Genomic DNA, 23,160 nt, shown 5'->3' with positions numbered 1-23,160 from the left:
AGGTTTTATGAGTAAGTGTTGTGTTATCTGTGTAGGCAGGAATGCCGACAGAGCCGCAGACAGGATAGAAGCATATGCTAAGAAAGCGGATTTTGAGATTGTAGAAACAATCTTTAAAGATACGAAGTCTGTGGAAAGACTTAAATTTTATATCGAAAGAGATTCCATTATCAGTATTCTGGTAAGCAGTATCTATGATATTTCATCGGACAAAGATGTGGTAAAGGGTATTATGGAGCTTGCAGCGGAGCACGGTATCAGTATTAATGACGAGAGCAGGGGCTATGAACCTGCTCTCATCTCGTTTGAGGAGGATAATGCCGGATAAAAAGGAATTAAGCATAGTGACATTTTCATCAGAAACCGTGGTGTTTGATGGGAAAGGAGACAGAGTTGTTGCCTGCCCTACGGAACAGGAAGCTGTCGAATATATCCGTGGGCAGGAAATACCAGTTGACAGACAAGGAAGTGAATATTATGAGTGAAATAAGACGGGGCGATATCTGGATGGTTGATTTTGGAGTACCGGAAGATGAGAATGACCACAAGCTGCACGGTATCAGACCAGTAGTGATTGTGAGCAATGACAGTGCAAACAGACATAGCACGGTATTCCATGCAGTACCGCTTACAAGTAAGATTCATAAAAAGACATATCTGCCAACACATATTTTTATCAGTTCGTTTAAGGCTGTTGGATTAAGAACGAACAGTATCGCTCAGTGTGAGCAGTTATGTGATGTGAAAGATACGGACCTGATAGAAAAAATCGGGAAAGTAAGCAAAAACCAGTTAAGACAGATAACAAAAGGTATGCAGATCCAGTTGGGTATGAGTACAAAACATAATAATCCAATCGCATAAATTCCAGCCGGGGCGAAAGCTCCGGTGTTACATAGCCGTCAGCATATCTGGTGGCTTAATTTGATTGGAGGGATAGGATGACAGTTGAACAGTTGGACAAAATATCGGCACAGAGATTAGAAGATGTGGATATTGATACATTGGTGGAAGTAAACAGCATAAAGTACGCTGACGGAATGCCTGTGGAAAAGAAGGTTGCGGGAATGATTGCAAAGACAGGTAATCCGTATTTCCGCAGATCAGGAAAGAGCAAAATTAAGATTTCATTTTCTGATAACGGGGAAAGCCTGAAAGACAATTATATTGCTATGCTTGCCAATGTATAGAGCAGTCAGCCAAAATTAGGGGTGGAAATTCAGATGGATTTGTGATATCATTACAGACAAATAAGGACATCTAACCCGAAAGGGTATCAATTTCATATTTATGTTTCCATTCCTCTTGATTTGGGACTTCTAACTTAGAAAATCGAAGGAGTGGTGGACATGAACAATTCTAAAAGAATTTACAGAGCAGCCATCTATGTTAGATTATCTAAGGAAGATGGCGATCTTGATGATGTGAGAAAAGCTGAAAGTAACAGTATCTCAAATCAGAAATCCCTGATACTTAATTATTTAAAAGACAAAGAAGATATTGAAATAGTATCAATCCGTGAGGATGACGGCTATTCAGGGGCAACTTTTGACCGTCCGGCATTTAAACTTATGATGCAGGATGTGAAAGACGGTATTATAGACTGTATCGTTGTAAAAGATCTTTCGAGGTTTGCAAGAGAGTATATCGACGCAGGGAGATACATTGAGCGGATGTTTCCTGCAATGGGGATACGATTTATAGCGATCAATGATGCCTATGACAGTGCAGATACACAGGCACAGGGAAACGAGATAATCATTCCGTTTAAGAATCTTATCAATGACGCTTATTGCAGGGATATTTCCATAAAAATCCGAAGCCACCTTGAAACAAAGAGACAGAACGGAGAATTTGTAGGAAATTACTGTGTCTATGGCTACAAGAAATCTGAGATTGACCATAATGTGATTGTTCCTGACGAATATGCTGGTCCGGTGGTTCAGGATATTTTCCACTGGATAAAGAACGGAATGAGCCTTGATGCCATAAGTGACAAGCTGAATGCTCTTGGTATTCTCTCACCTATGGCATATAAGCTCAGCAAGGGAGAGAATTATAAGACAGCATTTCAGAAGAAAGACGAGCTGTTGTGGACTCCTGTTGCTGTAAGGCGTATTGCAACGAATATTATTTATACAGGAACGCTTGTACAGGGCAAAATCACAACACCTAACCATAAGGTTAAAACAAGGATATTAAAGCCACAGGAGAAATGGGCAGTATGCCACAACAATCACGAGGCACTGGTATCTTTAAGAACATTCCAGATTGTACAGCGTCTGTTGTCAGTGGATATGAGAATGGCACCGGGGAAAGACTCTATCTATCTTTTATCCGGAATAGCAGTATGTGCCGATTGTGGAGCACTTATGACACGAAAGGTGTCTACGGTAAATGGGAAAAAGTATGTTTACTATATGTGTTCCAATAACAAGAAGAATAAGAAGTGCAGCTCCCACAGGATAAAAGAGGCAGACTTGGAAAGCCGTGTATTTGATACCTTGAGGGAAATGACAGCAACACTTCTGGACGCTGATGAAGTGATAAAGGAAGCTGGCAACAATGCCAATTTCAGAATAGACCAGAAAAAGACAAAAGAGAGGATCAGTGCAAAAGAGAAAGAGATAACCAAATATAATCAGATGCTTGTTTCACTTTATGAGGACTACAAAGATGGAATCGTTGATAAATCAGACTTTGCGATTATCAAGGAGAGCTTTGAAGTAAAAAGGTCTGAAGCGGAAAAGGCAATCGACAGGTTACAGAAAGAAGCAGAAAACATTGCTGCCGGAATTGAAAGAGATACCGAGTGGCTGGAAGAACACAGGAAATGGAAAACAATGCCTTCTCTTACCCGTAATGTGGTAGTGAGCCTTATACAGTCCGTAAAGGTATATGAGGGCGGTGATATAGAAATCGTACTGGATTGTGACGATGAATACAGGAAAATCGTTGCAAGAGCCGGGGAGCTGGAAAAACAGCAGGATACGGAAAGGCTGGTGGTCTAAATGGCAAGGAAGTCAAGAACACAGCCGAAACAATCACCGGATACACTGAATGTATTATCCAAAGTGTATAAAACTGCCATATATGTGAGATTGTCTGCGGAAAAAGATGAAACGAGAGACAGAAAAACCCTGATCAATCAGAGAAATCTCATTAAGAACTTTGTGGATCAGCAGATGGATATGGAAATCCATGACATCTATATGGATGATGAAATTTCCGGTACAACATTCGACAGACCGGAATTTGAGCGTATGATGTCAGATATGAGGGCAGGAAGGATCAACTGCATTGTCGTAAAGGATTTGTCCCGCTTGGGTAGAGATTACATTGAAACGGGCAATCTGGTAGAGCGTGTATTCCCGATGATGAATATCCGCTTTGTAGCGATTACGGATAATTATGATTCCTCAAAGAAAGACGCAGACCTTATGGTTGCGGTCACGAATATAGCCAATGATCTGTATGCTAAGGATATTTCAAAGAAAATATCTTCCAGTAAGCAGGAAGCGATGGAAAAAGGTATTCCAGTTGGCAGAGTGACTTATGGGTATAAGGTGGTTCTTGATGAAAACAAAGTCAGGGTAATGGTTGAGGATAAGGAAGCCGCAGATGTTGTAAGGTGGATTTTTAATGAGGCAGAAAAAGGTACACTGCATTCTGTGATAGCGGCAGAACTGAATGCGAAGCATATCCTTACACCTGCCCAGTACAAAGTAAGGCATAATATAGAGAAACTTGAAAAGCTGCGTGGAGTTAAGTGGACTGTTGATACATTGTCACAGATTTTAAAGAATGAAGTCTATATTGGAAGATATGTGACAGGTAAAGACAGGGTATGCTTGTACAGACACGAAAAGAGGCATACTACCAATAAAGATGAGTGGTATGTTTTTGAAAATCATCATATTGCACTTATCACAAAGGAACAGTTCTATGCGGTGCAGAAGAACAAAAGAAAGGTAATAAAGCCAGCAAAAAAGCAGACCGTGAATATGCTGAAAGGCAAAATCACCTGCGGCTGTTGTGGAAGCAGTATCCATATCCACCCTGAGAAATATGGAAAGGTTTATATGTGTACGCATAGAAAAAGATATGGAAAGGACAGTTGCAACTGCCTGCCTGTAAAGGTAGACGATATATATGCAGCGGTGCTTGCTGTTATAAAGGAGCAGATACAGGTCTTTATTGACAGGGAAAAAATATTAAAGGAACATCACAATGACAGCAGTGTAATCAGACAGGAACAGGTATATACGGAAGCTGTGAATAAGTGTGTCAAGGAAATGGACAGACTTATGGAATTAAAGAGCGGTCTGTATGCTGATTACACGGAAGATTTGCTTGATGAAAAGGAATATCTGCAACTGAACAGGGAGTATTCACAGCGTATTGAGAAATTGAAGATACAGGCTGATGAATACAGGCAGGCGGCAAGTCAGTATGAAAGTGCTGAAAAGACCGTTGCCCAGTTAAAAGCTGAAATGCTCCGTTTTAAAGGAAAACGCAAGTTGACGCAGGAAATGGTCGATTTGTTTGTTGCACAGGTACGCATATACGAAAACAAGAATCTTGAGATCGTTTTGAACTATGAAGATGAACTGAAAAAATTCGCAGAACTGAATATGGAAAGAGAGGCAGGATAATGGCTGAGAAAAGAAAATTAGCCTTTTATATCCGTCTCTCGGATGCGGATGAGGAGGTAAAAGAAGGAACAAAAGACGAAAGTAACAGTATTACAGGACAGAGAAAACTCTTGTATGCGTATATCAAGAAAACAGAGGAATTTGCAGGTTTTGAGGTACTGGAATACTTTGATGACGGATATTCGGGAACAATGTTCAATAACAGGGCAGAATTCCAAAGGCTCATACAGGACGCAGAGCTTGGAAGATTTGAATGTATCATAGTAAAAGACTTTTCACGATTTGGAAGGGATTACCTTGAAGTAGGCAACTATCTGGAGTTTGTATTCCCTGCAATGGGAATGAGGTTTATTTCTGTCAACGATAATTATGACAGTGACAGAAACTTTGGTGTTACCGGAGGAATGGATGTAGCTTATAAGAATCTGATTTACCAGCTTTACAGTATGGATTTATCAAGAAAGGTAAAGAGTGCCAGAAGGACAAGAAATCTGAGCGGCGAATACACGGCATCATTTGTCTGCTATGGATACAAGAAAGATCCAGACGATAAGCATAAGCTGATAATAGATGAAGAAGCTGCAAAGGTTGTTGTGGAGATATTTTCACTGATCATTGCAGGATATAATGCAAGTGAGGTTGCCCGCATATTAAATGAGAGAAAAATCCCGACAAGAGTTCAAAACCAGTGGAAGAATGGAATCAATTATGTTCCGGTTCATAATAAAGGGGATTATATGTGGGATAATTCAGAAGTTATAGCGATTGTCCAGAATGAGCAGTACAAAGGAATAATGATCCAGAATAAATGTGAAACTGTTGGTTTTGGAGATAATAAGAAGGTTCGCAAACGAAATAAAGAGGACTGGTCTGTTGTAGAAGGTGCAATACCAAGAATAGTAAGCGATGAAATGTTTGATGAAGTCAATAAAATGCTACGGGTTGAAGCCAGAGGGATTGAAAAGAGTACAAAGAAACGTAAGAAAAATCTTTTTATCTGTCCCTATTGTGGAAGAAAGCTGATGAATTCCAGTGCAGTATGTACACCGAAGCTCCTCTGTCCAAAACGCAGGATGGTAAGGACTGGCGAATGTCAGCAGATTTTTATGCTGAAGTCAGAAGCACAGGACAAGGTGCTGGAAATCACAAAGGAAATCTGTAGAACACTTATACAGGAAGAAGAACTTAAAAAGGCATCAAAGGATAAAAGGAAGGTGACAAGCGATGAGTATTTGATTAGTGAGCTTAAAGCGGAGTATGACAGAATATCAAACAGCACAGTTTCTTGTTATCAGTCATACAGAGAGGGAAAGTACACAAAAGAAGAATATGTGCAGCTAAGAAAAACAAACCAAGAGCTGTTAGCTGATCTGGAGAATCAGATATCAGATTTGCAGGAGAAAGTTGCAAATCAGGAGCCTGACGCAGAGGAGAAGATAGAACAGCTAACCCAGTATAGTATGCTGGAGCAGTATGACGGAGATGTACTTTCTAACATAATTGATAAGGTGCTCATTTACAACGACAAAGACATAGAGGTTGTGTTTAAGGGTGAGAACTTTATCCGAAATGCAGTGTAGTAAACAAAATGAGTAATATAGAAAGCCAGTAGTGAAAAAGCTGCTGGCTTCTTCTATGGGTAGTAACGAAAAGGTTAAGAGTAATAAACTATTCTGTACTTTAAAAATCAGTAAGGGTTTGATAGAATATGTACAGAAAAAAATAAAATTTTTTTTGTCCCAGTCTTGACAGATGCAGGCTACCCAATCTGGTGGTATGTTGCACCTACAATAATCAATACATTTCTTGAAAGCTATGACTTCTCAGGAAAGACAGTCATTCCTTTCTGCACATCAGGCGGAAGCGGCACAGGCAAAATGGATGAAGTACTTCACAAGCTCTGTCCTGCAACAGTTAATTGGAAGCCTGCCAAGCTTGTTAACGGCTTTAACGAAGCTAAGTTCAAGCGCTGGATTGACGGACTTAACCTGTAAAACAAAAGCCTCACCCTGCACCCGAATTCATATATCGGATGCAGGATGAGGCTTTTTGTTGATTAAAATCAAGTAAATATGCGCTTAATCTCTTACTCTCTCCCTATTTTCCCTGAATACACAACCGTCTTACATGTTATATCGTTTGGATATTCTTTTCTTGTGTAACCATCTGTAAAAAATGCGCCTATGCGCTTATCATCACGCTCTATTCCCCCGCTGAGTCCGGTAAATCTTTCACTTCCGTATGCTTCGCACACCCTGATTATTCCTCTTTACCTTTTCTCTTTGCCAGCATGACAAGCTCAGCAATTCCCTCAAGTGCGGCTGCCATAAGCATAATCCAGAACTCGGTATGGCTTGCGTCACCCGTCTTTGGTGATGCATCTGCCGAAGCGGCTGCATTCTCTTCTGCCGCCTTTGTCTCACTAATTCCCGCGTCCATGCTTCCGTTAGCTGTGCCTGTTCCGTTATTGATGTTTCCAGCACCTGCTCCGTTATTGACATTGCCTGTTACATTGCCGTTTCCGGTATTGCTTCCGTTGTCAGCTCCGTCTGCATCATTATCATCATTGCTGTCATCATTATCATCCGAATCCTCATTTTTGGCAACTGTAAATGTTGTGTACGCTGAACCGTCTGTCCATACAAGCTCAAATGAGTGGCTGCCTTCCGCAAGAGTATCAAGATACTCAGCCTTCAGCGTGATTATCGTTGAGCCTTCTCTTGCTGTGTAATTTGACGCATCAATAATACTGCCATCAACCTTTACACATGTAAACTTAGAAAACTCCCCGTTACCTCTTATCATGAGATTGCCGTTGGTATCCTCACTCCACTTGCTGTCGGCACCATCCAGAATCTTATACCTTAGCTGCGTAGAGGTCGGATTCGTAGTTGATTCCTGCTTCGTCGTCGGTTCCTGTTTTGTTGCCGGTTCCTGATTTGTTGTCGGCTCCTGATTTGTCGTCGGCTCCTGTCCACCTTTCTTCTTAAATGTTACTTCGATACTATGATTATCATCAACATACCAGAACCTATATTTCTGACTCGCATCTACCTGCTTTCCGTCAACCAACAGCTTATCAATCTCAAAACCTTCATCCGGAGTGAATACAAATGTCTTGTCGCATCCTGCATCTACATATATTGTGCCGGATGGCGATATGCTTCCTCCTGCACCTGATACAGATGCCTCTATGATATAGACTGGCGGAATGTACGGATAATCGTAATGAGCATATACAGTAATGTCCTTCGCCGGCATAAGGAATGTTACTGACAGATCAATCTCGCTGCCTGACACAATAGTAACTCCTTCAAGCCCTGTCCAATCCCAGAAAGGCATTCCGTATAAGAACTCGTCTGCTGTTATCGTTACCTGTTCATTCTCCTCGTATTCACCGCTTCCTAAGCCGTCAACTACTGTCAATGTATACTTTTTAACAGGTGCAGGAATGTCTATCGTATATGTAAATGTCTCTACCGCACTGTTATTCATTCCGCTCTTTACTGCAAATGCCTTGATTGTTGTCTCAACGCTCTGCCCTGCCTCACCCTTTACAGCTATAGGTGCTGTATACTGCTTAGTTGTTCCTGATGGAACGCCGTCTGCCAATGCAGGCTCACTTCCGTCTGTAGTATAATAGATTACCGCATCCTCTGTTGCAGAAGTAAGTATTACTGACTGATTCTCCGTATATGTTCCCGGTGTAATGTCTGCTGTCGGAGCTTCGGCTGCGTCAGCAGCTTTTATATTAATAGTAAGCTCTAAATATTCCCAGACATTATCTACATTTATACTATAAACATCCGTTACCCTTCCCCTAAGCGTAACCGTCTGTTCCGTCAGTATTGAAGGGTCATAGCTTCCGCTTTTAATATACTCAGTATTCCACTCAACGGATGCCGTTGTTCTTGTATTGAACTTCGTAGTAATATTGACTTTTTCCGGCAGATTCATATCTTCATATGCAGTTCCTGCTTCAACCTGTATCGGCTGTGGAGGCTCTATGCTTATAAGACGGTCATTTACAGTCTGGGTCTTTCTTTTTATTACAAGGGTTTTTTGATCGTCACTTATATCATATCTCCATGGCGATGCCCAATACCCTATATCGACCTGGGAAGCAGCCTTTTGCTTATCGAATATATATCCATCTTTTGCAGTAAGTTCTAATATTATATAGTAATATGTTCCATAATCTGCGACTTCATTTTCTGCTATTTCCCTGCCAATTCTATCACACCAATTTATTGATTTAATTTCAAATGCCGCAGCAGATGCATTCTCGACATATCCGGTTCTGTCAAACTCCTCTTCCGGCACAGGTTTGTTAATACCTGAGACCAGCATATCACCGGTTATTATCTGGTCTGTAGTATCATTGGCTGAATCACCTGCATACACAACAGCACTGCCCGTACCCGCTGTATCTGCCGTATCCGCCGCATTAGCCACAGTGACTCCTCTCGGCACGCCCGCAAAAATGCCTGCCAGTAATGCTGCCGCAGACAGAATTGCCGCTCCTGTTCTTGCTTTTTTCCTGAATATATTCATATGCGCCCTCCTCCGTGTTCTTATGTATTTTAATAGGTTCAGCTTTTATAGATTTATACTATCAAATGCAACTTTTCACTTCAATGCTCTCCGTTCATTTAACTTGTTTATATTGCAAATAGCTTGTTTTATTGTAATAATTGTGTATAATGATGTCGGGGTCAAAAGCCCCCGACTGCGATAACATTTATGAGGTACAACATGAAATCCGATTTATTAATCCATGAATCAATTCATATAATAACCGAATACTACATGAATAATCTCCAGCCATTTTTTGACTGCCTTGCTGATGATGTTCTCTGGCTTGGTCCGACGGAAGGACAGATTTTAAGAGGCCGCCAGAATATTATTGATACATTTTCATCTGAAATACATGAGCTGACATTTACAATGGGCTCGATAGATGCAGTATGTGTTACTCCCTGCAAGGCTGCACGTGAAGTTTTACTGCATTATGACATTTATACGCACTATCCAAGCGGCAATACAGATCTGCATGACCAGAGACTTCAATTTACATGGCGTGAAAAGAGGATTAAGACTGAGAATGGTTATGAGCCGTATTGGGAGGTTGTCATGATTCACATAAGCAACGCATGGCGGCATGACAGCCGTGATACCATCTATCCCGTACATTATGAAAATGTCGCCCTGCCTATACGGTTAGTTGAGAAGCCTGACAACTTCATAACCGTTAAAGCGGACGACATGAGTGTTCACCGTATCGCTACGGGAAAAATTATATATATTGAGACAATAAAGCGGACAGCAAAGCTTTGTATCCATACATCAGACAGCCTGATAACGATTAATGGAACACTGCCTGATTTTGAGAGCAGGTATTCAAAGTATCTGCTCCGCATTCATGCAAGTTATCTCATCAATCCGGAACACGTCACCGGAATTGAGCGTTTTTCTGTCACACTGTCTGACGGAACGATACTTCCTGTCCCCGAGAAAAAATACACTGCCGTGAAGAAGGCACTGTTATCCAATAGTAATTATCCTTCCGGCTGATGCATTGACCCTGTGTGATATTGAGATAACTGTTCTATTCTCAGATACTCTCTTAAGGGCGCTGAGCACAGTCTTCTCTGTATCCGCATCAAGGTTAGCCGTTATCTCATCAAGCAGCAGCAGCTTCGGCTGTGCCGCTGCTGCACGGGCTATTGACAGAAGCTGCCACTGTCCCTGTGAGAAGATATCTGCGGTACATTTTGTGTCATAACCGTCAGGAAGGCTCATTATTGCATCATCAAGTCCCGTAAGTTCTGCAGCTTTCTTTACTTCATCCATTGTGACCGACTCATCAAAAAGCGTTATCTGATCCTTTACAGTACCCGGGACCATATGGAATGACTGTTCAACATATCCAAACAGCCTGCGTTTTGCCTTATCCGGTATATCTGCCGAATTAACGCCGCCTATCGTGACACTGCCCCGGTCCGGTCTGTATAATCCAAGTATCAGTTTGAATATTGTACTCTTACCCGCACCGGTACGTCCCGACAATGTTACCTGCTCGCCGGTACGGACTTCAAAACTAAAGTCATTAAGAATATTTTTATCATCATAACCAAATGTGACGTTATCAAATCTTACCACAGGCCCGTCAGGCGCTTTTGTATCCTGCTTTGCAAATTCGTCCTGTGCAAGGAATTCATCTATCCTCTTTACACCGGCAAGTGCTGACTGTATTGTCTGAATCTCCATGCCGAGGCTCTCTACCGGTGAAAATATCTGTGAAATGTAATTCATTACGGCTACTGCCGTACCTGCTGACATTCCGAACAGTGTAAGCACCACAGGGCTGCCTGATGCAGAGAACAACATGACTACCGCAATTACAACAGCATTTAAAATAAGAATTACAGGAGAATATATTGCATCGTAGAAATTGGTCTTCTCCATCGCCCTGTAGCCTTCGCTTATGTACTCATCATATCTTTGTTCCATATACTTTTCCCTGCCAAGTGTATGTACTGTACGGATATTATGAAGTGTCTCAGGTACATGGCCTGATGCACGGCTTACTGCACGGCGGTTTGCAATCTGAGCGCTGAGCATATTTTTCTGTACGTGCCTTGTGAACCAGAATAAAAACGGAAGCAGCACTACAATCACTATTGCAAGACCTTTGTTACGGAACCATATAACCGCAAGTATGCTTATGATTCTGCATACATCTGCAAACATACTGATAATTCCTGATGTAAAAAGTGCCTCTACTGTATCAACATCACCTACAAATCTTGATACAACCGCGCCCGGCTCCTGCTTATTAAGACAGTCTGCCGTAAGCCTTGTGAACTTATCCATAAGCCCGCTTCTCAATGCATGCGTTATCTTCTGTCCGAATACTGTAAGAAGTGCCTCTCTTGCAGCCTCCATAAGTCCCGTAAGCACAATCAGCCCAAAGTATGCAAGTATCATTCCCCAATTAACTGCCTGCCCTGCTGTCATGGCATCAATAATACCACCAAGAATCAATGGTGGAAAAAGTGATGTGACTATCGCCATAACTACCGCAGATACTATTGCAAATGACAACAGCAGTCTGCTTTTTATTGTATATAATATTATTTCTGCGACGCTGTTGCTTTTGTTATTTTGGTTTATATTATTTGTCATTGCTGCCGCCTCCTGCCTGTTCAAGATACAGCTCTGCATACTCAGGACATTGCTCCATAAGCTCTTCGTGGGTCCCGGCTATTGCCCTGCCATTATCCATCCAGATTATTCTGCTCATCTGCGGGAACAGATAAAGTCTGTGTGATATGAGGATTACAATATTATTCTGCGCCATTGATCTCAGATTATGAAACACCTGAACTTCTGTCTTCCTGTCAAGTGCTGAAAACGGGTCGTCCAGCACCATAACAGGCTTCATGTGGCACAGCGTCCTCGCAAGCGCAAGTCTCTGTGCCTGTCCACCCGACAGCCTGACGCCGCCGCTTCCGACAAGTGTATCCGTACCGTCTTCCATTGCATTTACCTCTTCGTCAATGCATACCATCTTAAGGTACTGTCTGCAATCGCCTTTATCTCCCATCATTACGTTATTGGCTATACTGTCATTAAACAGCTCCGGGTCATGTCCGAGATACCCCACAAGTCCGGTTCTCTCCGAAGCCGTCATATCCTTAAGCTCCCTGCCTGACAGCCTGATGCTTCCATCATACGGATATTCGCACAAAAATGTCCTGCCTAGCGTTGATTTGCCACATGCAACCGGTCCCGTGACACCTATTATCTCTCCCGGCTTTGCGTTAAAGGAGATATCGGAATAAATATTTTTCGATTCAGGATATGCAAAGCTTATGTTGTTGACCGCCAGCGCCGGTACTGATACCAAGGCATCTGCACATCCTGCCGGCTGTCCTGATTTTGGTGCGTCATCTTTTGGTATCACCATAAGCGGTTTTATGCGCTTCCATGAAACCTGCGCCTTGTGGACTGCATTGAACAGCCTGGCAGCTTTTGATGACTTATCCGCAAGCTTGGTAAAGCATGCAAGAAATGTTGCAAATGCTGCAACGCTCCACTCACGCCAGCCGGTTCCGAGAACATTTTTCCCGCCGAAGTAAAGTATGAATATAACTCCTGCCATTGAGATAATCCTGTATATGGGCTGAAGCGACGAATTCCATATATTAGCGAGGACTGCAGATTTTTCATAATCTGAAAGGTTTTTCTCATACGATTTCCTGCGCTCACTCTCACATCCGAATACCCTGTATGTAACTGCATTGTCAGCACGGTCAAGCGTTGCCTCACTTAAAATACCAGCCTGTACCTTGTATGCCGCACCCGTCTTCTGCACAATGTCTTTCATCTTCTCCGCAATATAATACGAAACCGGAGGGAATATCATGCATAACAGTGCAAGCCGCCAGTCATACCACAGAAGCATTCCCATGTATGCTGCCATTGCAATTCCCGTATCAAAAATTTCTGTTGTGAACTTTCTCATTCCTTCGACACAGTCGTCTACATCAAGGATTGCCTTAGTCATGACATTACCGGCACCCTCCTCCAGAAGCTGTGCCCAGCTCTTATGTACAAGACTTCCATACAATATCTGCTTCATGTTTTTATTAACATTATTGGAAAATCTTCTTACATAAAATCTCTTGATATACCTTGATATCTGTACGACGGCAATTGAAATTACATACAATGCAGCTAATATAAGCATGTCTGCAAATGTCTCACTGCCTCCGAGAATATTTACAAGGCAGCCTGTCATCTTACCCTCAAACCACGGGCCTGCAAGCAGTCCTATATTATATATGATTCCTGATATCGTCACTGCCAGAAGAACTGCCCATTCCTCTTTGAAGTATTCTGTTATTCTGTCGGGATGCTCTATCTTTTTACTGATATTCTTTTTCGTCTGCTGCATTTTTCAAATTCACCACCTCTGATATATTGACAAACCCTGCTCTTCTCTCATTCTTAGAACGCCAATACAGCTTATCAAGTGTTTCACAGAACTGTTCTTTTTCTTCTTCCGGCAGTTCTGCAAGAAGCCACTCATAAAACATCGATTCTATGTTAGCCTTTGAATTCTTAAGATTCTCCGCTTTATCCGTAGCATACAGAAGCCGGCTTCTACCATCGTCAGGATTAGGCTTTCTTATAAGATATCCCTTTGCCTCAAGGCTTGCTGCACGCCTTGCCGCCGCACCTTTGTCTATCTTTAACTGTTCTCTTACCTCTGCCTGTGTAATCCCGGGATTATGCCGTATCAGATGTATAAAGTCAAACTCCGCCGTGCCAATACCTTCCTCTTTCATCATCTGCACCGTGAACTTGCTTACTTCGCGCGCTATCTTAGTTATCTTTCTTCCCGTATCATCCATAAATTTATATCTCCGTTCATTTTTAAAAAAGATGTACTATCAACTAATTTGGATGATAGTACATCTTTTTTTATAAGTCAAGATGACTTTATGTGTGTACGGACGTGCTGTATTGTGTCACGCTTCGCTTACTCAGGATATAAATTCTGACTTTGTGCTCTTATACCCTCTGAACCATGTTATAGTCAGCAATGAAATATCAAACATATCCTCTTACAGCATTGAATTCACTAATTCGCGGTATCTCTGTGATTTAGTCTCTATATCTTCTGTGGTCACACCATAATACATATGTATGTCTCTGAGAATTCTGTTGTATTTCTTTATGAATTTTTTGCTGCCTGATGCACCGCCGCCAATGTAACCATATTTCTTTTCTATTATTATGTCCATGCTGCCCAAACTGCGCTTATTCCGACCCAAACTGCAATTATTTGCATCTGTCTTATCTGTCTTATACATATCATTATACACATATTTGTGATAATCAATGTCGAACTTCTCAAGCGGTACGGATGCCGCCCTTACCATGCGCTCCTTATTCAGCCTTATATATTCCAATATATCCTCCTGCGATGTGCTCTTTAGCTGTGGCACACAATCACCGCTGCCTGCACTGCTTAACAGCTCAGGTGCATACTGAATTATAAATGACGCCCGCATGTCACGATACTCTTCAGCCGCCTCGCCGCTGTTTTTGTCTACTTCGGTAAAGCTGTATCTGCCGACATATTTTTTTACGATATACTGCTGCAATTCACCCATTGTATGCGGCGCGGGTCTTTTACGCATTATTATTCTCTCTGCAATGCTGCGTCTGATTTTCCAGCACACATTTTTCACACTATTAATCCCATGTTTTATGCTCTGCCGTACCGAAAGCTTTTCCCTGCGTCCTTCACAATTGCCTGCAACAAATACCGCTGTCGGTCCATCCTCTCCATGTATTATTGTTGTTGCATACGCTTTTTTTGACCTTTTAGACATATATCCTCCTTATATATCCTCATCATTCCAGCTCAAGCCTCATCTGCCTGTCAATCCAGCTTTCCTGCTTTGCCTGATGTATAACATCACCCTGACGGCTGCTTCCAATCAGGAATGGGGACATCGGGTCATGCCTTCTCATATTATCCCTCACAAGTGCGGTATTGGCATTGGCATAACAGTATTTGCAAATATGCCCGCAGGTATCATATGCTCCGATATCAACTCCCAGCAGACACGCACACTGACCATTTCTCTGGTTGGTCTTATTGGTATTAATCCCCGGAACGTCAAGATGCTCATGCAATGCCGTCTCAAATGTCTTAACCGTCATGCATCCTGAACAGTCCGCTCCGAACGCTGCCAGTTCATCTCCCTCGGCGCATGGTCTTACCGTCATTCCATACTTCCCGGCTGTCTTTATAAAAGCATTTCCAAGTGTCAGCCGGTCAGCCCCGGAGACCTCACGGGCAGACGGAAAATTTCTTTCAACCTTTTTATAAATATCTATATAGCTAATTACACATGTCTTTGTATAGCCTGCAAGCGTGGCAGCCATCCGTTCAAACTCCGATATGTGCCATTCAACTGTATGATGATTGTCAATAATAACCGGGTCATACCGCCATCCTATACTGTCCACACCAACTATATCCGAAAGCCTTTTAAAATTCTCCATGACAACCGGCTTGTCCGGTACATTTGGCTCTATATCCCTTCCATATGGAGTTATCGTCACAAACCAGTATTGTCCGTAGTCCTTCAGCACATCCATACGGCTAAGCATCGGTGCCGGATTCTTCGTACAGAATGCAATAAGGTCGACAAAGTCAGGCGACAGACTATATCTCGTCACCTGACTTTCGTTATAAGGATTGCGTACAAGTACATATCCTCCCTTTATTCTGTTAACAAACCATTCCGAATAAAATGCCGGAATATCAGTCCTCATTCCTGTCTGTATAATCATATATATCTCCGTCAATGCATACCGACCTGTCAGCTATCTCTCTCGGCGCATACGCTTCACCTTTATTAATGCAGATGTATGACGCTTTGGGATTATTCTCCACCATCTGCCAGAACGGGTATTTAATTATACCCGGCGTATTATACCCCACGCCAAGCTCGACAAATGCTGTCTTTGTGTTCCTGTTTTCACGTAAGAATCTCTCATACCGCTCTGCTGCCGCATACCATCCTGCATCCTGTACAAATGTACAATCCGATCTCAGATTCATGCTCATCGGTCTGCCACACTTTGGACATACCGGCACAAGCTCTGGCGGAATCTCCATACTTACAACCGCACCCTTAGGTTTTACAAGCCTGGCATCCTTTATCTCATAGCCTTCGCTTAACACCATTTTTGTTATAATCTCTTCGTTATCGTAGGTCTCTTTATGGCACGGCTGGCTGCACTGGAACAGCCCGTAATCCCCCTGAGTATAGAAAAGTCTTTCCTTGTCAAAGCCTGCCTTCTGGAAACAGTGGTCTACATTCGTTGTCAGCACAAAATAATTCTTGTTCTTGACGCGTTCAAATATATCCTGATATACCGGCTTCGGCGCATCCATATAACGGTTAATGTAAATGTATCTGCACCAGAAGCCCCACAGCTTCTCCGAGCTGTCATAATTATAGAAGCCGCCCGAATACATGTCATGAAAGCCGTATGCCCGCTCCATGTCCGCAAAATACTTTTCAAACCTTGCACCGCTGTATGTAAAGCCCGCCGATGTTGAAAGCCCTGCTCCCGCACCTATCACGACAGCGTCTGCGCCCTCAATCCTGTCCAAAGCGGCTTTGTACATAGTATTTCTATCCATATCAGCCCTGTCCAAGCAGCTTTCTGTAAAGCTGTTCGTCCTCTTCTTTAAAAACATTGAAAATCACCCTTATCCCTGAACCTGTCTTTTCCTTATATTCCTTTACCGTCTGCACCGCGATTTCGGCAGCCCTGTCATTAGGGAACATAAACACACCTGTCGAAATACAGCAGAATGCAATACTACCGACATTATTTTCATCTGCCACACTAAGGCATGACTCATAGCAGGACGCAAGCAAGCGCTCATCCTCAGCCGTAAGCACGCCCTGTACAACCGGTCCCACCGTATGAATGACATAATCACACGGCAGATTGAACGCCGGAGTCAGCTTTGCCCGGCCTGTCGGTTCCTCATATCCCTGCTTATGCATCATATCATCACAATAATTCCTCAGCTCAATTCCCGCAAATGTATGAATGCAGTTATCAATGCAGTTATGGCACGGACGGTAACAGCCTGTCATCTGGCTGTTGGCGGCATTTACAATGGCTCCTGCCTTAAGCCTCGTTATATCGCCCTTCCACATATATAAATCAGGCTGCACCTCTGTCATATCCGCAAGCGTTACCACCCCGCGCCGGCTGTTCTCCTCATGCAGGTACTCATCCTGAATCCTTACAAATTCAGCGTCCGCACTTCCCGGCAGCCTCACGTTCATAAGCGCACGCAGCAGTAATTTCTGCCCGTCAGTATCAGATGGGATATTCATTGTTGTATACTGCGGATAATATCTTGAATAATATTCCGGATAACCGCTGCGCATTTTATCCTGCAGATGCTTTATCAAATAAATTCTTCTCTCACTCTGATTCATATCTCTTCACCGCTCCGACCGGACAATGCTCATAACACGCACCGCAATGCAGACAATGCTCCTGCCGGATTGAAAAATGCGTGTTTCCCGTTTCCGCATCTTCCACACAGCTTATACAGCTTTGCGGACAATGCTGTACACACGTACCACAGCCAATACATGCGTCTGTTATGTGATATCCTTTGTGGTTTCCTGTTTTTGCTGTCTCAGTCAATTTCCCCAGCCTGTATGTCTCCCTGAATATAGGCTTTACACCGAGGTTAAAATATTCAACCTCACCCTCATCAATGCAGAAAATAATTCCTATATCTCTCGTATCTCCCGGATATACATTGGCAAGATACGGCTGCTCTTCAAATATTATATCACGCCACTTTATCTGTGCGCCAGCATCTACCGCATAAGCTTTTCCCGACAGGCGTATCATTTCCTTATATTTTGTATATGCAAGAATCTGCACCCTGCCGTCAGCCTGCAGTTCCCTACAGAAGTCCTTTCCCCTAGCCGTGAAAAAATATAATGCATCCGCCTCATAATGAATCGCACTTATGTTGCGGATCTGCGGTGCTCCCTGCCCGTCTACCGTTGCAAACGCAAGTACGCCTACAAGCTGCATTTTTTTAAGACATGTTTCCAGATTCATATATTCTCACCTCACTGTTGTCAAATTTTCTGATTGAGTGCCTTGCTTTTATAAGTTCCAATAATGTCCCATACTTCATCAGAGTACCTCCCCCGTTATATCGTTCTTTGTCTTCCAGCACTGCGGGTCTGCACCGTAAAAATTGCCCGTTGTTCCGTCTGCCACTGCCGGACAGCCCCTGCACCATGCCTTAAGCTCACATTTACTGCACTTTACAAATTTATCGTAATCTCTGTACTTCTCCATCTGGCATACCCACACATCTGCCAGCCTGTCCTCAAATACGTTGGCAACCTTACTGTCGGTGACTCTCCGGCATGCCATTATATCTCCGTTGGAGGATATTGTAATATGGCAGTTTCCGCAGTTACAGCCACCATATATCATGCCGTTCTTAGCATTGTACGGCAGCCTGAACTGTCCTGTCTCATATTCATACAGCGTCCAGAGATGGTCTTTTTTATTAAAATAGGTTTCGCATCCTGCTGCCTCGTATTGCTTGTATTTTGCATCACACACTTCAAGCAGCTTCCTGTATTCCTGCGCCGTCATTCCGGTATCGACCTCTCCGCCGGTCGGCACATAACGGGAAAATGCAAACACCTTAACCTTCGCTTTTACAACCTCATCAATAATATCCAGGATTTCATTCATATTCATCTTTGATACCGTGCTCATAATAACGCTTTTAATTCCTGCCCGGTTCAGGCATCCAACCTTCTCAAGTGTAAGGTCAAAGCTTCTCGGCTTTCTGAACCAGTCATGCGTACTGCGCATTCCGTCAAGCGACATCTGATATTTTTCACAGCCGCACGCCTTTAATATTGTACATACTTCATCATCCAGATGAAATGGATTTCCCATTATTGTAAATGGGATTCCCCTGCTCTTAAGCAGCACCATCAGCTTCCAGAAGTCAGGATGAAGGATAGGATCTCCGCCGGTTATATAAAAATATGGCAGCTTATTGTAAATCCTGCAAAAATCCTCACAGTTAGCCACAACCTCCTGCATCTGCTTCCATGTCATGCTCTTAAGCTCGCTGCAGCCCTTTCCCGAAAAAATGTAGCAGTGCTTACAGCGCTGGTCACATTCATCTGTTATATGCCATTGAAAAGAAAAATAATTCATCCTATCCTCCATTCTGCAGGCACAAAGTGCCTACTGCCTGCTTACTGCCTGTCTCCTGCTCCGCATGCTGTGCCGCACGCTGACGGCTTCTCCTCCGGCTTGTCTCCTGCTCCGCATGCTGTGCCTGCCTGCTTCTTTTCCTTCTCGTTCCATCCGAAAATGTTTAATAATGCCATACTCATGCACTCCTTTCTACATAGCCCGGATTAGATGTTTTTATATTTTTCCAATCCGTCATCTTTGTTACAAGTTAATAATAACAATCCTTTCTCAACCGCAAAAGTACGCACTTTTTTATTACATAGTTACAAAAAAGTTACCTTCGCAATTCCTGCCGGCTTAAATATCAAAATTATATATACTATGTGTGCATGAATTTCTTTAAATATTATGATATAATTAAATTTTGAAAACGATAAGACAGATACCACTATAATTTTTCATAATACATGAGGTAACAATTACAATGAAAACAAAAGCAGAATTACCTGAATGTCCGGTTGCTACAACCGTCACACTTATCGGAAGCAAATGGAAACTTCTTATTATAAGAAACCTTTTAGCCCGTCCATGGCGTTTTAATGCATTAAAAAAAGACCTTGATGGCATAAGCCAGAAGGTCTTAACTGACAATCTCCGCTCAATGGAGGAAGATGGTCTGATACTACGCACCGTATATCCTGAAGTGCCGCCGCGCGTCGAATATTCACTAAGCAGCCTGGGGGAATCCCTTAAGCCGATTCTTGATTCCATGGCCGATTGGGGTAATGCTTACAAAGACACCATATCATAATCCACAACAAGTACATAGAACACTCTCCCGTAGTGTTCGCTGTCCACAAGATGGCCGATGTCAATGACTTTTCTGTATGTACCATCCTTTGCTGCGAGACGGTATTTCACATAATCATATGACTGCCCTGCATCAATATCAATCTGATTCCATATATCTTCTTCCACATAGTCGTAATCATCGGGATGCACAAGTCCTGCAAATTGCTGCCCTGTAAATTCCAAAAAGTCATTGAGGTCATCACAGCCGGTCATATGAATCAGTGCCTGATTAGCGTACAGCAGCTGCTCATTGCCCCTGTCTGCCTTATATATGAAAAATGCTCCGGGCAGATTATATGATATATCATCAAGCTTGAAACCAAGCTGTGTTCTGTCAGATTTGCACAGACTGTCCGTATAGCACATGCAGCCGTTCTTGCCTTTAAGCTTAACCTCATATAATGCCACATCTGCACAACGGAGCAGTTCAGATCTCTTCCCTGCATGCTTCGGATACTCTGCATAGCCCAAAGAAATCCTGTAATTATACTCTCTGCCATGGAATCTGAACATACGCTGCTGATGGCAGAAGCGCTCTATCTGATCACCTGCGGTTTCCGCATCTGTTTCTTTTAATACAATACAGAATTCGTCTCCGCCATTGCGGCCGATTATGGAATTATCCGGAAATTCATTGACCATTGACCTTGCAAGATTCTTCAGCGCTTCATCTCCGACTGCGTGTCCATATATGTCATTGATTGATTTGAAATCATCAACATCAAGCATAATGCCGACACACGGCTTACTGCCAATCTCACGTGCATACCTGTCAAGTTCATCATTGAAGCCCGAACGGTTAAGAAGCCCCGTAAGTTCATCTGTAATAGCACGCTGTCTAAAATATTGCCGCTGCTTATCAATAAAGAGAAATGCAATAACAAGCGCTTCAATAAGTACAGATATAATAACCCCCACCACTGCCAGTATATATATATCCTTCCTGTCAATCCAGCCTTCTACCGGCATAATGTCCAGCCGCCATCTGCACCCTCCAAGTTCAAAATAATGTGAAACCGGATCATCCAGTTCCCCATCAGAGCTGTCGTCAACCAGCTTAAACTCCGTATCCAATGGTGACTCCGTCTTATACAGTCTGTACATATATCCAAAATCTGCAAGAGGACTCACAGATTCCTGATATATCTCAGGGACACGTATAATTACAATCGTCAGTCCCCAGAAGTATTCTGTGCCATCGTCAGATGACAGATATACCGGGTTGCGTATTGCGATTCCATGTCCTCCCTGCTTCAGCTCAAAAGGCCCCTGCATTATAACTTCCCGGTTATCTATACCATAATTAACAATTGTTCCACGTTCACTGTCATGTACAAGATCAATCTTACCTCCATCATTATCTTCCTCAGGATATATCTGTGTAACAACCCCATCAGGTGCAAGCTGTATACTCTGGACATAGCTGTTCATCACCCTCTCAGATACAGTATCAAATCTGCCAATCTCCCCATTACTGCTGACAAGAATCTGCTTAAGCAGTTCAGTTATATCAATTCCATCATCAAGGCTTGCTGCCATCCTGTCAGCATAAGTAACAGCATTCATCTCAGCCTTCATTCTTATCTGCTCCCTTTCAGACGCATATGCCTTTTTCATAACTGCACATAACAAAGCCCCGCAGATGATAAGTACAAGCAGCGGCAGCATCCACTTAATATTCCGGCCTTTTTTCCGGTTATTCCCGTAATTATATGTATCTGTATATTTCAATTATTTTCTCCTGAAGCTGTATATACCCAACAAATTATTTTAGTGTCTTAATGTCCATATTACTACTTTTGGAAAAATTTTCAATAACAATATCAGCGTAAGCATTACCAGAGCCACATCCTTATTCTCTAACTCCTGAATAATATGCAGATATGTTTTCTGTGTTGTTGTCATGCTTGCATGTCCAAGTCTTCCGTTACACTCATAATAATAGCAAACCACTTTCTATTACCGCTGTGCCGGAACACCGCAAGCATTTAACTATCGTTTGGGTACAGTGTAATTGTTCAGCTTATGCGAAAACCATTATCTCAGAAAAAGTAAAAAGATACGCCCCCCGGCACTGCACCGTATGGCGTATCTTTTAATATTTTAATTTTCCGGATTCTTCCATGCTCCGATAGCCTTACTGTTACTCAATCACAAGCAGTAATGCCATCTTGAACTTACCGGCAGCAGTAACGCTGTGAAGTCCGTTCTTCTCAAAGCGGAAATTCTCGCCTGCCGAGATAGTGTAATCCTTGCCCTCGTAACCGATTACAGCCTTGCCCTCAAGTGCAAATATAATCGCATTACCCGGTGCGCGGTGTGGCTGAAGGCCTGTACCCTCGTCAAATGCCATAAGCACAAACTTCATTGTAGGGTTGCTTACAATATCAATGTTGCTTATGCTTCCTTCCTCATACTGGATAAGATTCTTAAGCTTCATTACTTCTCCTGCTTTTACTAAATTGTTCATATTAATCTCCTTTTTAATAATAATTTCTGTATAAACTGCACCGCTGCCGCTCTCCACTCCGCAGAGCGTTCCACCGGGTACAATAAGCATATCCCCATCCAAGAAGCTTTGCCTCCCGGCATCGTCTCCAGTCAGAAATACCGCTTCTCCCAATGCCCCAATATACATGGATGTCATGTCATAACGTTCCCTGCTTATTGAAGTTCCTGCGCCAAGCGCAAAAAATGTTACTGTGTTCTCCGAGCCAAGTCCGGCATCCCTCGATATTGTCATTCCGTCTCTTGCCGGTCTTACCCCGGCAACCGTGAATACTCCGTCCATTGCACCCAGTCTTACATCTGTTCCCATAGCTTCCTGCCTCACACTCCTGCC

General features: G+C 42.8%; 24 protein-coding genes. 10 read left to right on the top strand and 14 right to left on the bottom strand.

Annotated elements, in window-relative coordinates; genetic code table 11:
- Positions 1-7: 7 nt before the first annotated feature.
- From NQ488_01160 to NQ488_01125, 8 genes are all read left to right on the top strand, one after another.
- The gene (locus NQ488_01160) at positions 8-328 is read left to right on the top strand and encodes a polysaccharide deacetylase (GenBank protein UWN95950.1); all 321 of its coding nucleotides are present in this window, start codon (positions 8-10) and stop codon (positions 326-328) included.
- Positions 318-485, top strand: a complete 168-nt coding sequence (locus NQ488_01155; GenBank protein ID UWN95949.1) for a hypothetical protein — start codon at positions 318-320, stop codon at positions 483-485. The genes NQ488_01160 and NQ488_01155 overlap by 11 nt, the downstream gene beginning before the upstream one ends.
- Positions 478-864, top strand: a complete 387-nt coding sequence (locus tag NQ488_01150) for a type II toxin-antitoxin system PemK/MazF family toxin (GenBank protein UWN95948.1) — start codon at positions 478-480, stop codon at positions 862-864. The genes NQ488_01155 and NQ488_01150 overlap by 8 nt, the downstream gene beginning before the upstream one ends.
- A gap of 77 nt (positions 865-941) precedes the next feature.
- Complete coding sequence (locus NQ488_01145) at positions 942-1,190, top strand: hypothetical protein (protein ID UWN95947.1); 249 nt, start codon at positions 942-944, stop codon at positions 1,188-1,190.
- A gap of 159 nt (positions 1,191-1,349) precedes the next feature.
- Positions 1,350-3,011: a recombinase family protein gene (locus NQ488_01140; GenBank protein ID UWN95946.1), complete on the top strand. Its 1,662-nt coding sequence runs from the start codon at positions 1,350-1,352 to the stop codon at positions 3,009-3,011.
- Positions 3,012-4,655: a recombinase family protein gene (locus tag NQ488_01135; GenBank protein UWN95945.1), complete on the top strand. Its 1,644-nt coding sequence runs from the start codon at positions 3,012-3,014 to the stop codon at positions 4,653-4,655.
- On the top strand, positions 4,655-6,235 hold the full coding sequence (locus NQ488_01130; protein ID UWN95944.1) for a recombinase family protein: 1,581 nt from the start codon (positions 4,655-4,657) through the stop codon (positions 6,233-6,235). Before NQ488_01135 ends, NQ488_01130 begins: the two co-directional genes overlap by 1 nt.
- 165 nt (positions 6,236-6,400) lie before the next feature.
- Positions 6,401-6,649 (top strand): flavodoxin, encoded by a 249-nt coding sequence (locus NQ488_01125; GenBank protein UWN95943.1) that lies wholly within the window; start codon positions 6,401-6,403, stop codon positions 6,647-6,649.
- A gap of 92 nt (positions 6,650-6,741) precedes the next feature.
- On the opposite strand, the gene NQ488_01120 is transcribed toward NQ488_01125, so the two are convergent.
- The gene (locus tag NQ488_01120) at positions 6,742-6,909 is read right to left on the bottom strand and encodes a hypothetical protein (GenBank protein UWN95942.1); all 168 of its coding nucleotides are present in this window, start codon (positions 6,907-6,909) and stop codon (positions 6,742-6,744) included.
- 5 nt (positions 6,910-6,914) lie between these two features.
- The gene (locus tag NQ488_01115; GenBank protein UWN95941.1) at positions 6,915-9,209 is read right to left on the bottom strand and encodes a chitobiase/beta-hexosaminidase C-terminal domain-containing protein; all 2,295 of its coding nucleotides are present in this window, start codon (positions 9,207-9,209) and stop codon (positions 6,915-6,917) included.
- A 201-nt stretch (positions 9,210-9,410) separates the two neighbouring features.
- Here NQ488_01115 and NQ488_01110 point away from each other — a divergent pair, with 201 nt between their 5' ends.
- Positions 9,411-10,229: a LytTR family transcriptional regulator gene (locus tag NQ488_01110; GenBank protein UWN95940.1), complete on the top strand. Its 819-nt coding sequence runs from the start codon at positions 9,411-9,413 to the stop codon at positions 10,227-10,229.
- On the opposite strand, the gene NQ488_01105 is transcribed toward NQ488_01110, so the two are convergent.
- From NQ488_01105 to acgA, 10 genes are all read right to left on the bottom strand, one after another.
- Positions 10,200-11,843, bottom strand: a complete 1,644-nt coding sequence (locus tag NQ488_01105; protein UWN95939.1) for an ABC transporter ATP-binding protein/permease — start codon at positions 11,841-11,843, stop codon at positions 10,200-10,202. The two genes, NQ488_01110 and NQ488_01105, sit on opposite strands and share 30 nt — an antisense overlap.
- Positions 11,833-13,617, bottom strand: a complete 1,785-nt coding sequence (locus tag NQ488_01100; protein UWN95938.1) for an ABC transporter ATP-binding protein/permease — start codon at positions 13,615-13,617, stop codon at positions 11,833-11,835. Before NQ488_01100 ends, NQ488_01105 begins: the two co-directional genes overlap by 11 nt.
- On the bottom strand, positions 13,589-14,077 hold the full coding sequence (locus tag NQ488_01095; GenBank protein UWN95937.1) for a MarR family transcriptional regulator: 489 nt from the start codon (positions 14,075-14,077) through the stop codon (positions 13,589-13,591). The genes NQ488_01100 and NQ488_01095 overlap by 29 nt, the downstream gene beginning before the upstream one ends.
- 213 nt (positions 14,078-14,290) lie before the next feature.
- Positions 14,291-15,064 carry a hypothetical protein gene (locus NQ488_01090; protein ID UWN95936.1) on the bottom strand — a complete coding sequence of 258 codons (774 nt, stop codon included), beginning with the start codon at positions 15,062-15,064 and terminating at the stop codon, positions 14,291-14,293.
- 22 nt (positions 15,065-15,086) lie between these two features.
- Positions 15,087-16,034: a DUF1848 domain-containing protein gene (locus NQ488_01085; protein ID UWN95935.1), complete on the bottom strand. Its 948-nt coding sequence runs from the start codon at positions 16,032-16,034 to the stop codon at positions 15,087-15,089.
- Positions 16,006-16,893: a Sir2 silent information regulator family NAD-dependent deacetylase gene (locus NQ488_01080; GenBank protein UWN95934.1), complete on the bottom strand. Its 888-nt coding sequence runs from the start codon at positions 16,891-16,893 to the stop codon at positions 16,006-16,008. Before NQ488_01080 ends, NQ488_01085 begins: the two co-directional genes overlap by 29 nt.
- A gap of 1 nt (position 16,894) precedes the next feature.
- On the bottom strand, positions 16,895-17,710 hold the full coding sequence (locus tag NQ488_01075) for a protein-ADP-ribose hydrolase (protein UWN95933.1): 816 nt from the start codon (positions 17,708-17,710) through the stop codon (positions 16,895-16,897).
- Positions 17,697-18,353, bottom strand: coding sequence for a 4Fe-4S binding protein (locus NQ488_01070; protein ID UWN95932.1), 657 nt, complete (start codon positions 18,351-18,353; stop codon positions 17,697-17,699). The genes NQ488_01075 and NQ488_01070 overlap by 14 nt, the downstream gene beginning before the upstream one ends.
- Before the next feature lie 78 nt (positions 18,354-18,431).
- Positions 18,432-19,484 carry a radical SAM/SPASM domain protein, ACGX system gene (gene acgM, locus NQ488_01065; GenBank protein UWN95931.1) on the bottom strand — a complete coding sequence of 351 codons (1,053 nt, stop codon included), beginning with the start codon at positions 19,482-19,484 and terminating at the stop codon, positions 18,432-18,434.
- A gap of 41 nt (positions 19,485-19,525) precedes the next feature.
- Entirely contained in the window at positions 19,526-19,660 is a 135-nt protein-coding gene (gene acgA / locus NQ488_01060) for an ACGX-repeat peptide (GenBank protein UWN95930.1), read from the bottom strand.
- A gap of 290 nt (positions 19,661-19,950) precedes the next feature.
- On the opposite strand from acgA, the gene NQ488_01055 reads away from it, so the two are divergent.
- Complete coding sequence (locus tag NQ488_01055; GenBank protein ID UWN95929.1) at positions 19,951-20,277, top strand: helix-turn-helix transcriptional regulator; 327 nt, start codon at positions 19,951-19,953, stop codon at positions 20,275-20,277.
- Here the strand turns inward: NQ488_01055 and NQ488_01050 are convergent.
- Positions 20,256-22,049 carry a diguanylate cyclase gene (locus tag NQ488_01050; protein ID UWN95928.1) on the bottom strand — a complete coding sequence of 598 codons (1,794 nt, stop codon included), beginning with the start codon at positions 22,047-22,049 and terminating at the stop codon, positions 20,256-20,258. The two genes, NQ488_01055 and NQ488_01050, sit on opposite strands and share 22 nt — an antisense overlap.
- 412 nt (positions 22,050-22,461) lie before the next feature.
- Positions 22,462-23,151 (bottom strand): cupin domain-containing protein, encoded by a 690-nt coding sequence (locus tag NQ488_01045; GenBank protein UWN95927.1) that lies wholly within the window; start codon positions 23,149-23,151, stop codon positions 22,462-22,464.
- Positions 23,152-23,160: the final 9 nt, after the last annotated feature.

It is taken from the genome of [Bacteroides] pectinophilus, from assembly GCA_025146925.1.
GTDB lineage: Bacteria > Bacillota > Clostridia > Lachnospirales > Lachnospiraceae > Bacteroides_F > Bacteroides_F pectinophilus.
Note: the sequence above shows the minus strand (reverse complement) of the source record. Positions and strands in the feature narration are given on the sequence as shown.

Coding starts and splice junctions, on each gene's coding strand:
- NQ488_01160 (UWN95950.1), top strand. CDS start 8: ATGAGTAAGTGTTGTGTTATCTGTGTAGGCAGGAATGCCGACAGAGCC.
- NQ488_01155 (UWN95949.1), top strand. CDS start 318: ATGCCGGATAAAAAGGAATTAAGCATAGTGACATTTTCATCAGAAACC.
- NQ488_01150 (UWN95948.1), top strand. CDS start 478: ATGAGTGAAATAAGACGGGGCGATATCTGGATGGTTGATTTTGGAGTA.
- NQ488_01145 (UWN95947.1), top strand. CDS start 942: ATGACAGTTGAACAGTTGGACAAAATATCGGCACAGAGATTAGAAGAT.
- NQ488_01140 (UWN95946.1), top strand. CDS start 1,350: ATGAACAATTCTAAAAGAATTTACAGAGCAGCCATCTATGTTAGATTA.
- NQ488_01135 (UWN95945.1), top strand. CDS start 3,012: ATGGCAAGGAAGTCAAGAACACAGCCGAAACAATCACCGGATACACTG.
- NQ488_01130 (UWN95944.1), top strand. CDS start 4,655: ATGGCTGAGAAAAGAAAATTAGCCTTTTATATCCGTCTCTCGGATGCG.
- NQ488_01115 (UWN95941.1), bottom strand. CDS start 9,209: ATGAATATATTCAGGAAAAAAGCAAGAACAGGAGCGGCAATTCTGTCT.
- NQ488_01110 (UWN95940.1), top strand. CDS start 9,411: ATGAAATCCGATTTATTAATCCATGAATCAATTCATATAATAACCGAA.
- NQ488_01105 (UWN95939.1), bottom strand. CDS start 11,843: ATGACAAATAATATAAACCAAAATAACAAAAGCAACAGCGTCGCAGAA.
- NQ488_01100 (UWN95938.1), bottom strand. CDS start 13,617: ATGCAGCAGACGAAAAAGAATATCAGTAAAAAGATAGAGCATCCCGAC.
- NQ488_01095 (UWN95937.1), bottom strand. CDS start 14,077: ATGGATGATACGGGAAGAAAGATAACTAAGATAGCGCGCGAAGTAAGC.
- NQ488_01090 (UWN95936.1), bottom strand. CDS start 15,064: ATGTCTAAAAGGTCAAAAAAAGCGTATGCAACAACAATAATACATGGA.
- NQ488_01085 (UWN95935.1), bottom strand. CDS start 16,034: ATGATTATACAGACAGGAATGAGGACTGATATTCCGGCATTTTATTCG.
- NQ488_01080 (UWN95934.1), bottom strand. CDS start 16,893: ATGGATAGAAATACTATGTACAAAGCCGCTTTGGACAGGATTGAGGGC.
- NQ488_01075 (UWN95933.1), bottom strand. CDS start 17,710: ATGAATCAGAGTGAGAGAAGAATTTATTTGATAAAGCATCTGCAGGAT.
- NQ488_01070 (UWN95932.1), bottom strand. CDS start 18,353: ATGAATCTGGAAACATGTCTTAAAAAAATGCAGCTTGTAGGCGTACTT.
- acgM (UWN95931.1), bottom strand. CDS start 19,484: ATGAATTATTTTTCTTTTCAATGGCATATAACAGATGAATGTGACCAG.
- acgA (UWN95930.1), bottom strand. CDS start 19,660: ATGGCATTATTAAACATTTTCGGATGGAACGAGAAGGAAAAGAAGCAG.
- NQ488_01055 (UWN95929.1), top strand. CDS start 19,951: ATGAAAACAAAAGCAGAATTACCTGAATGTCCGGTTGCTACAACCGTC.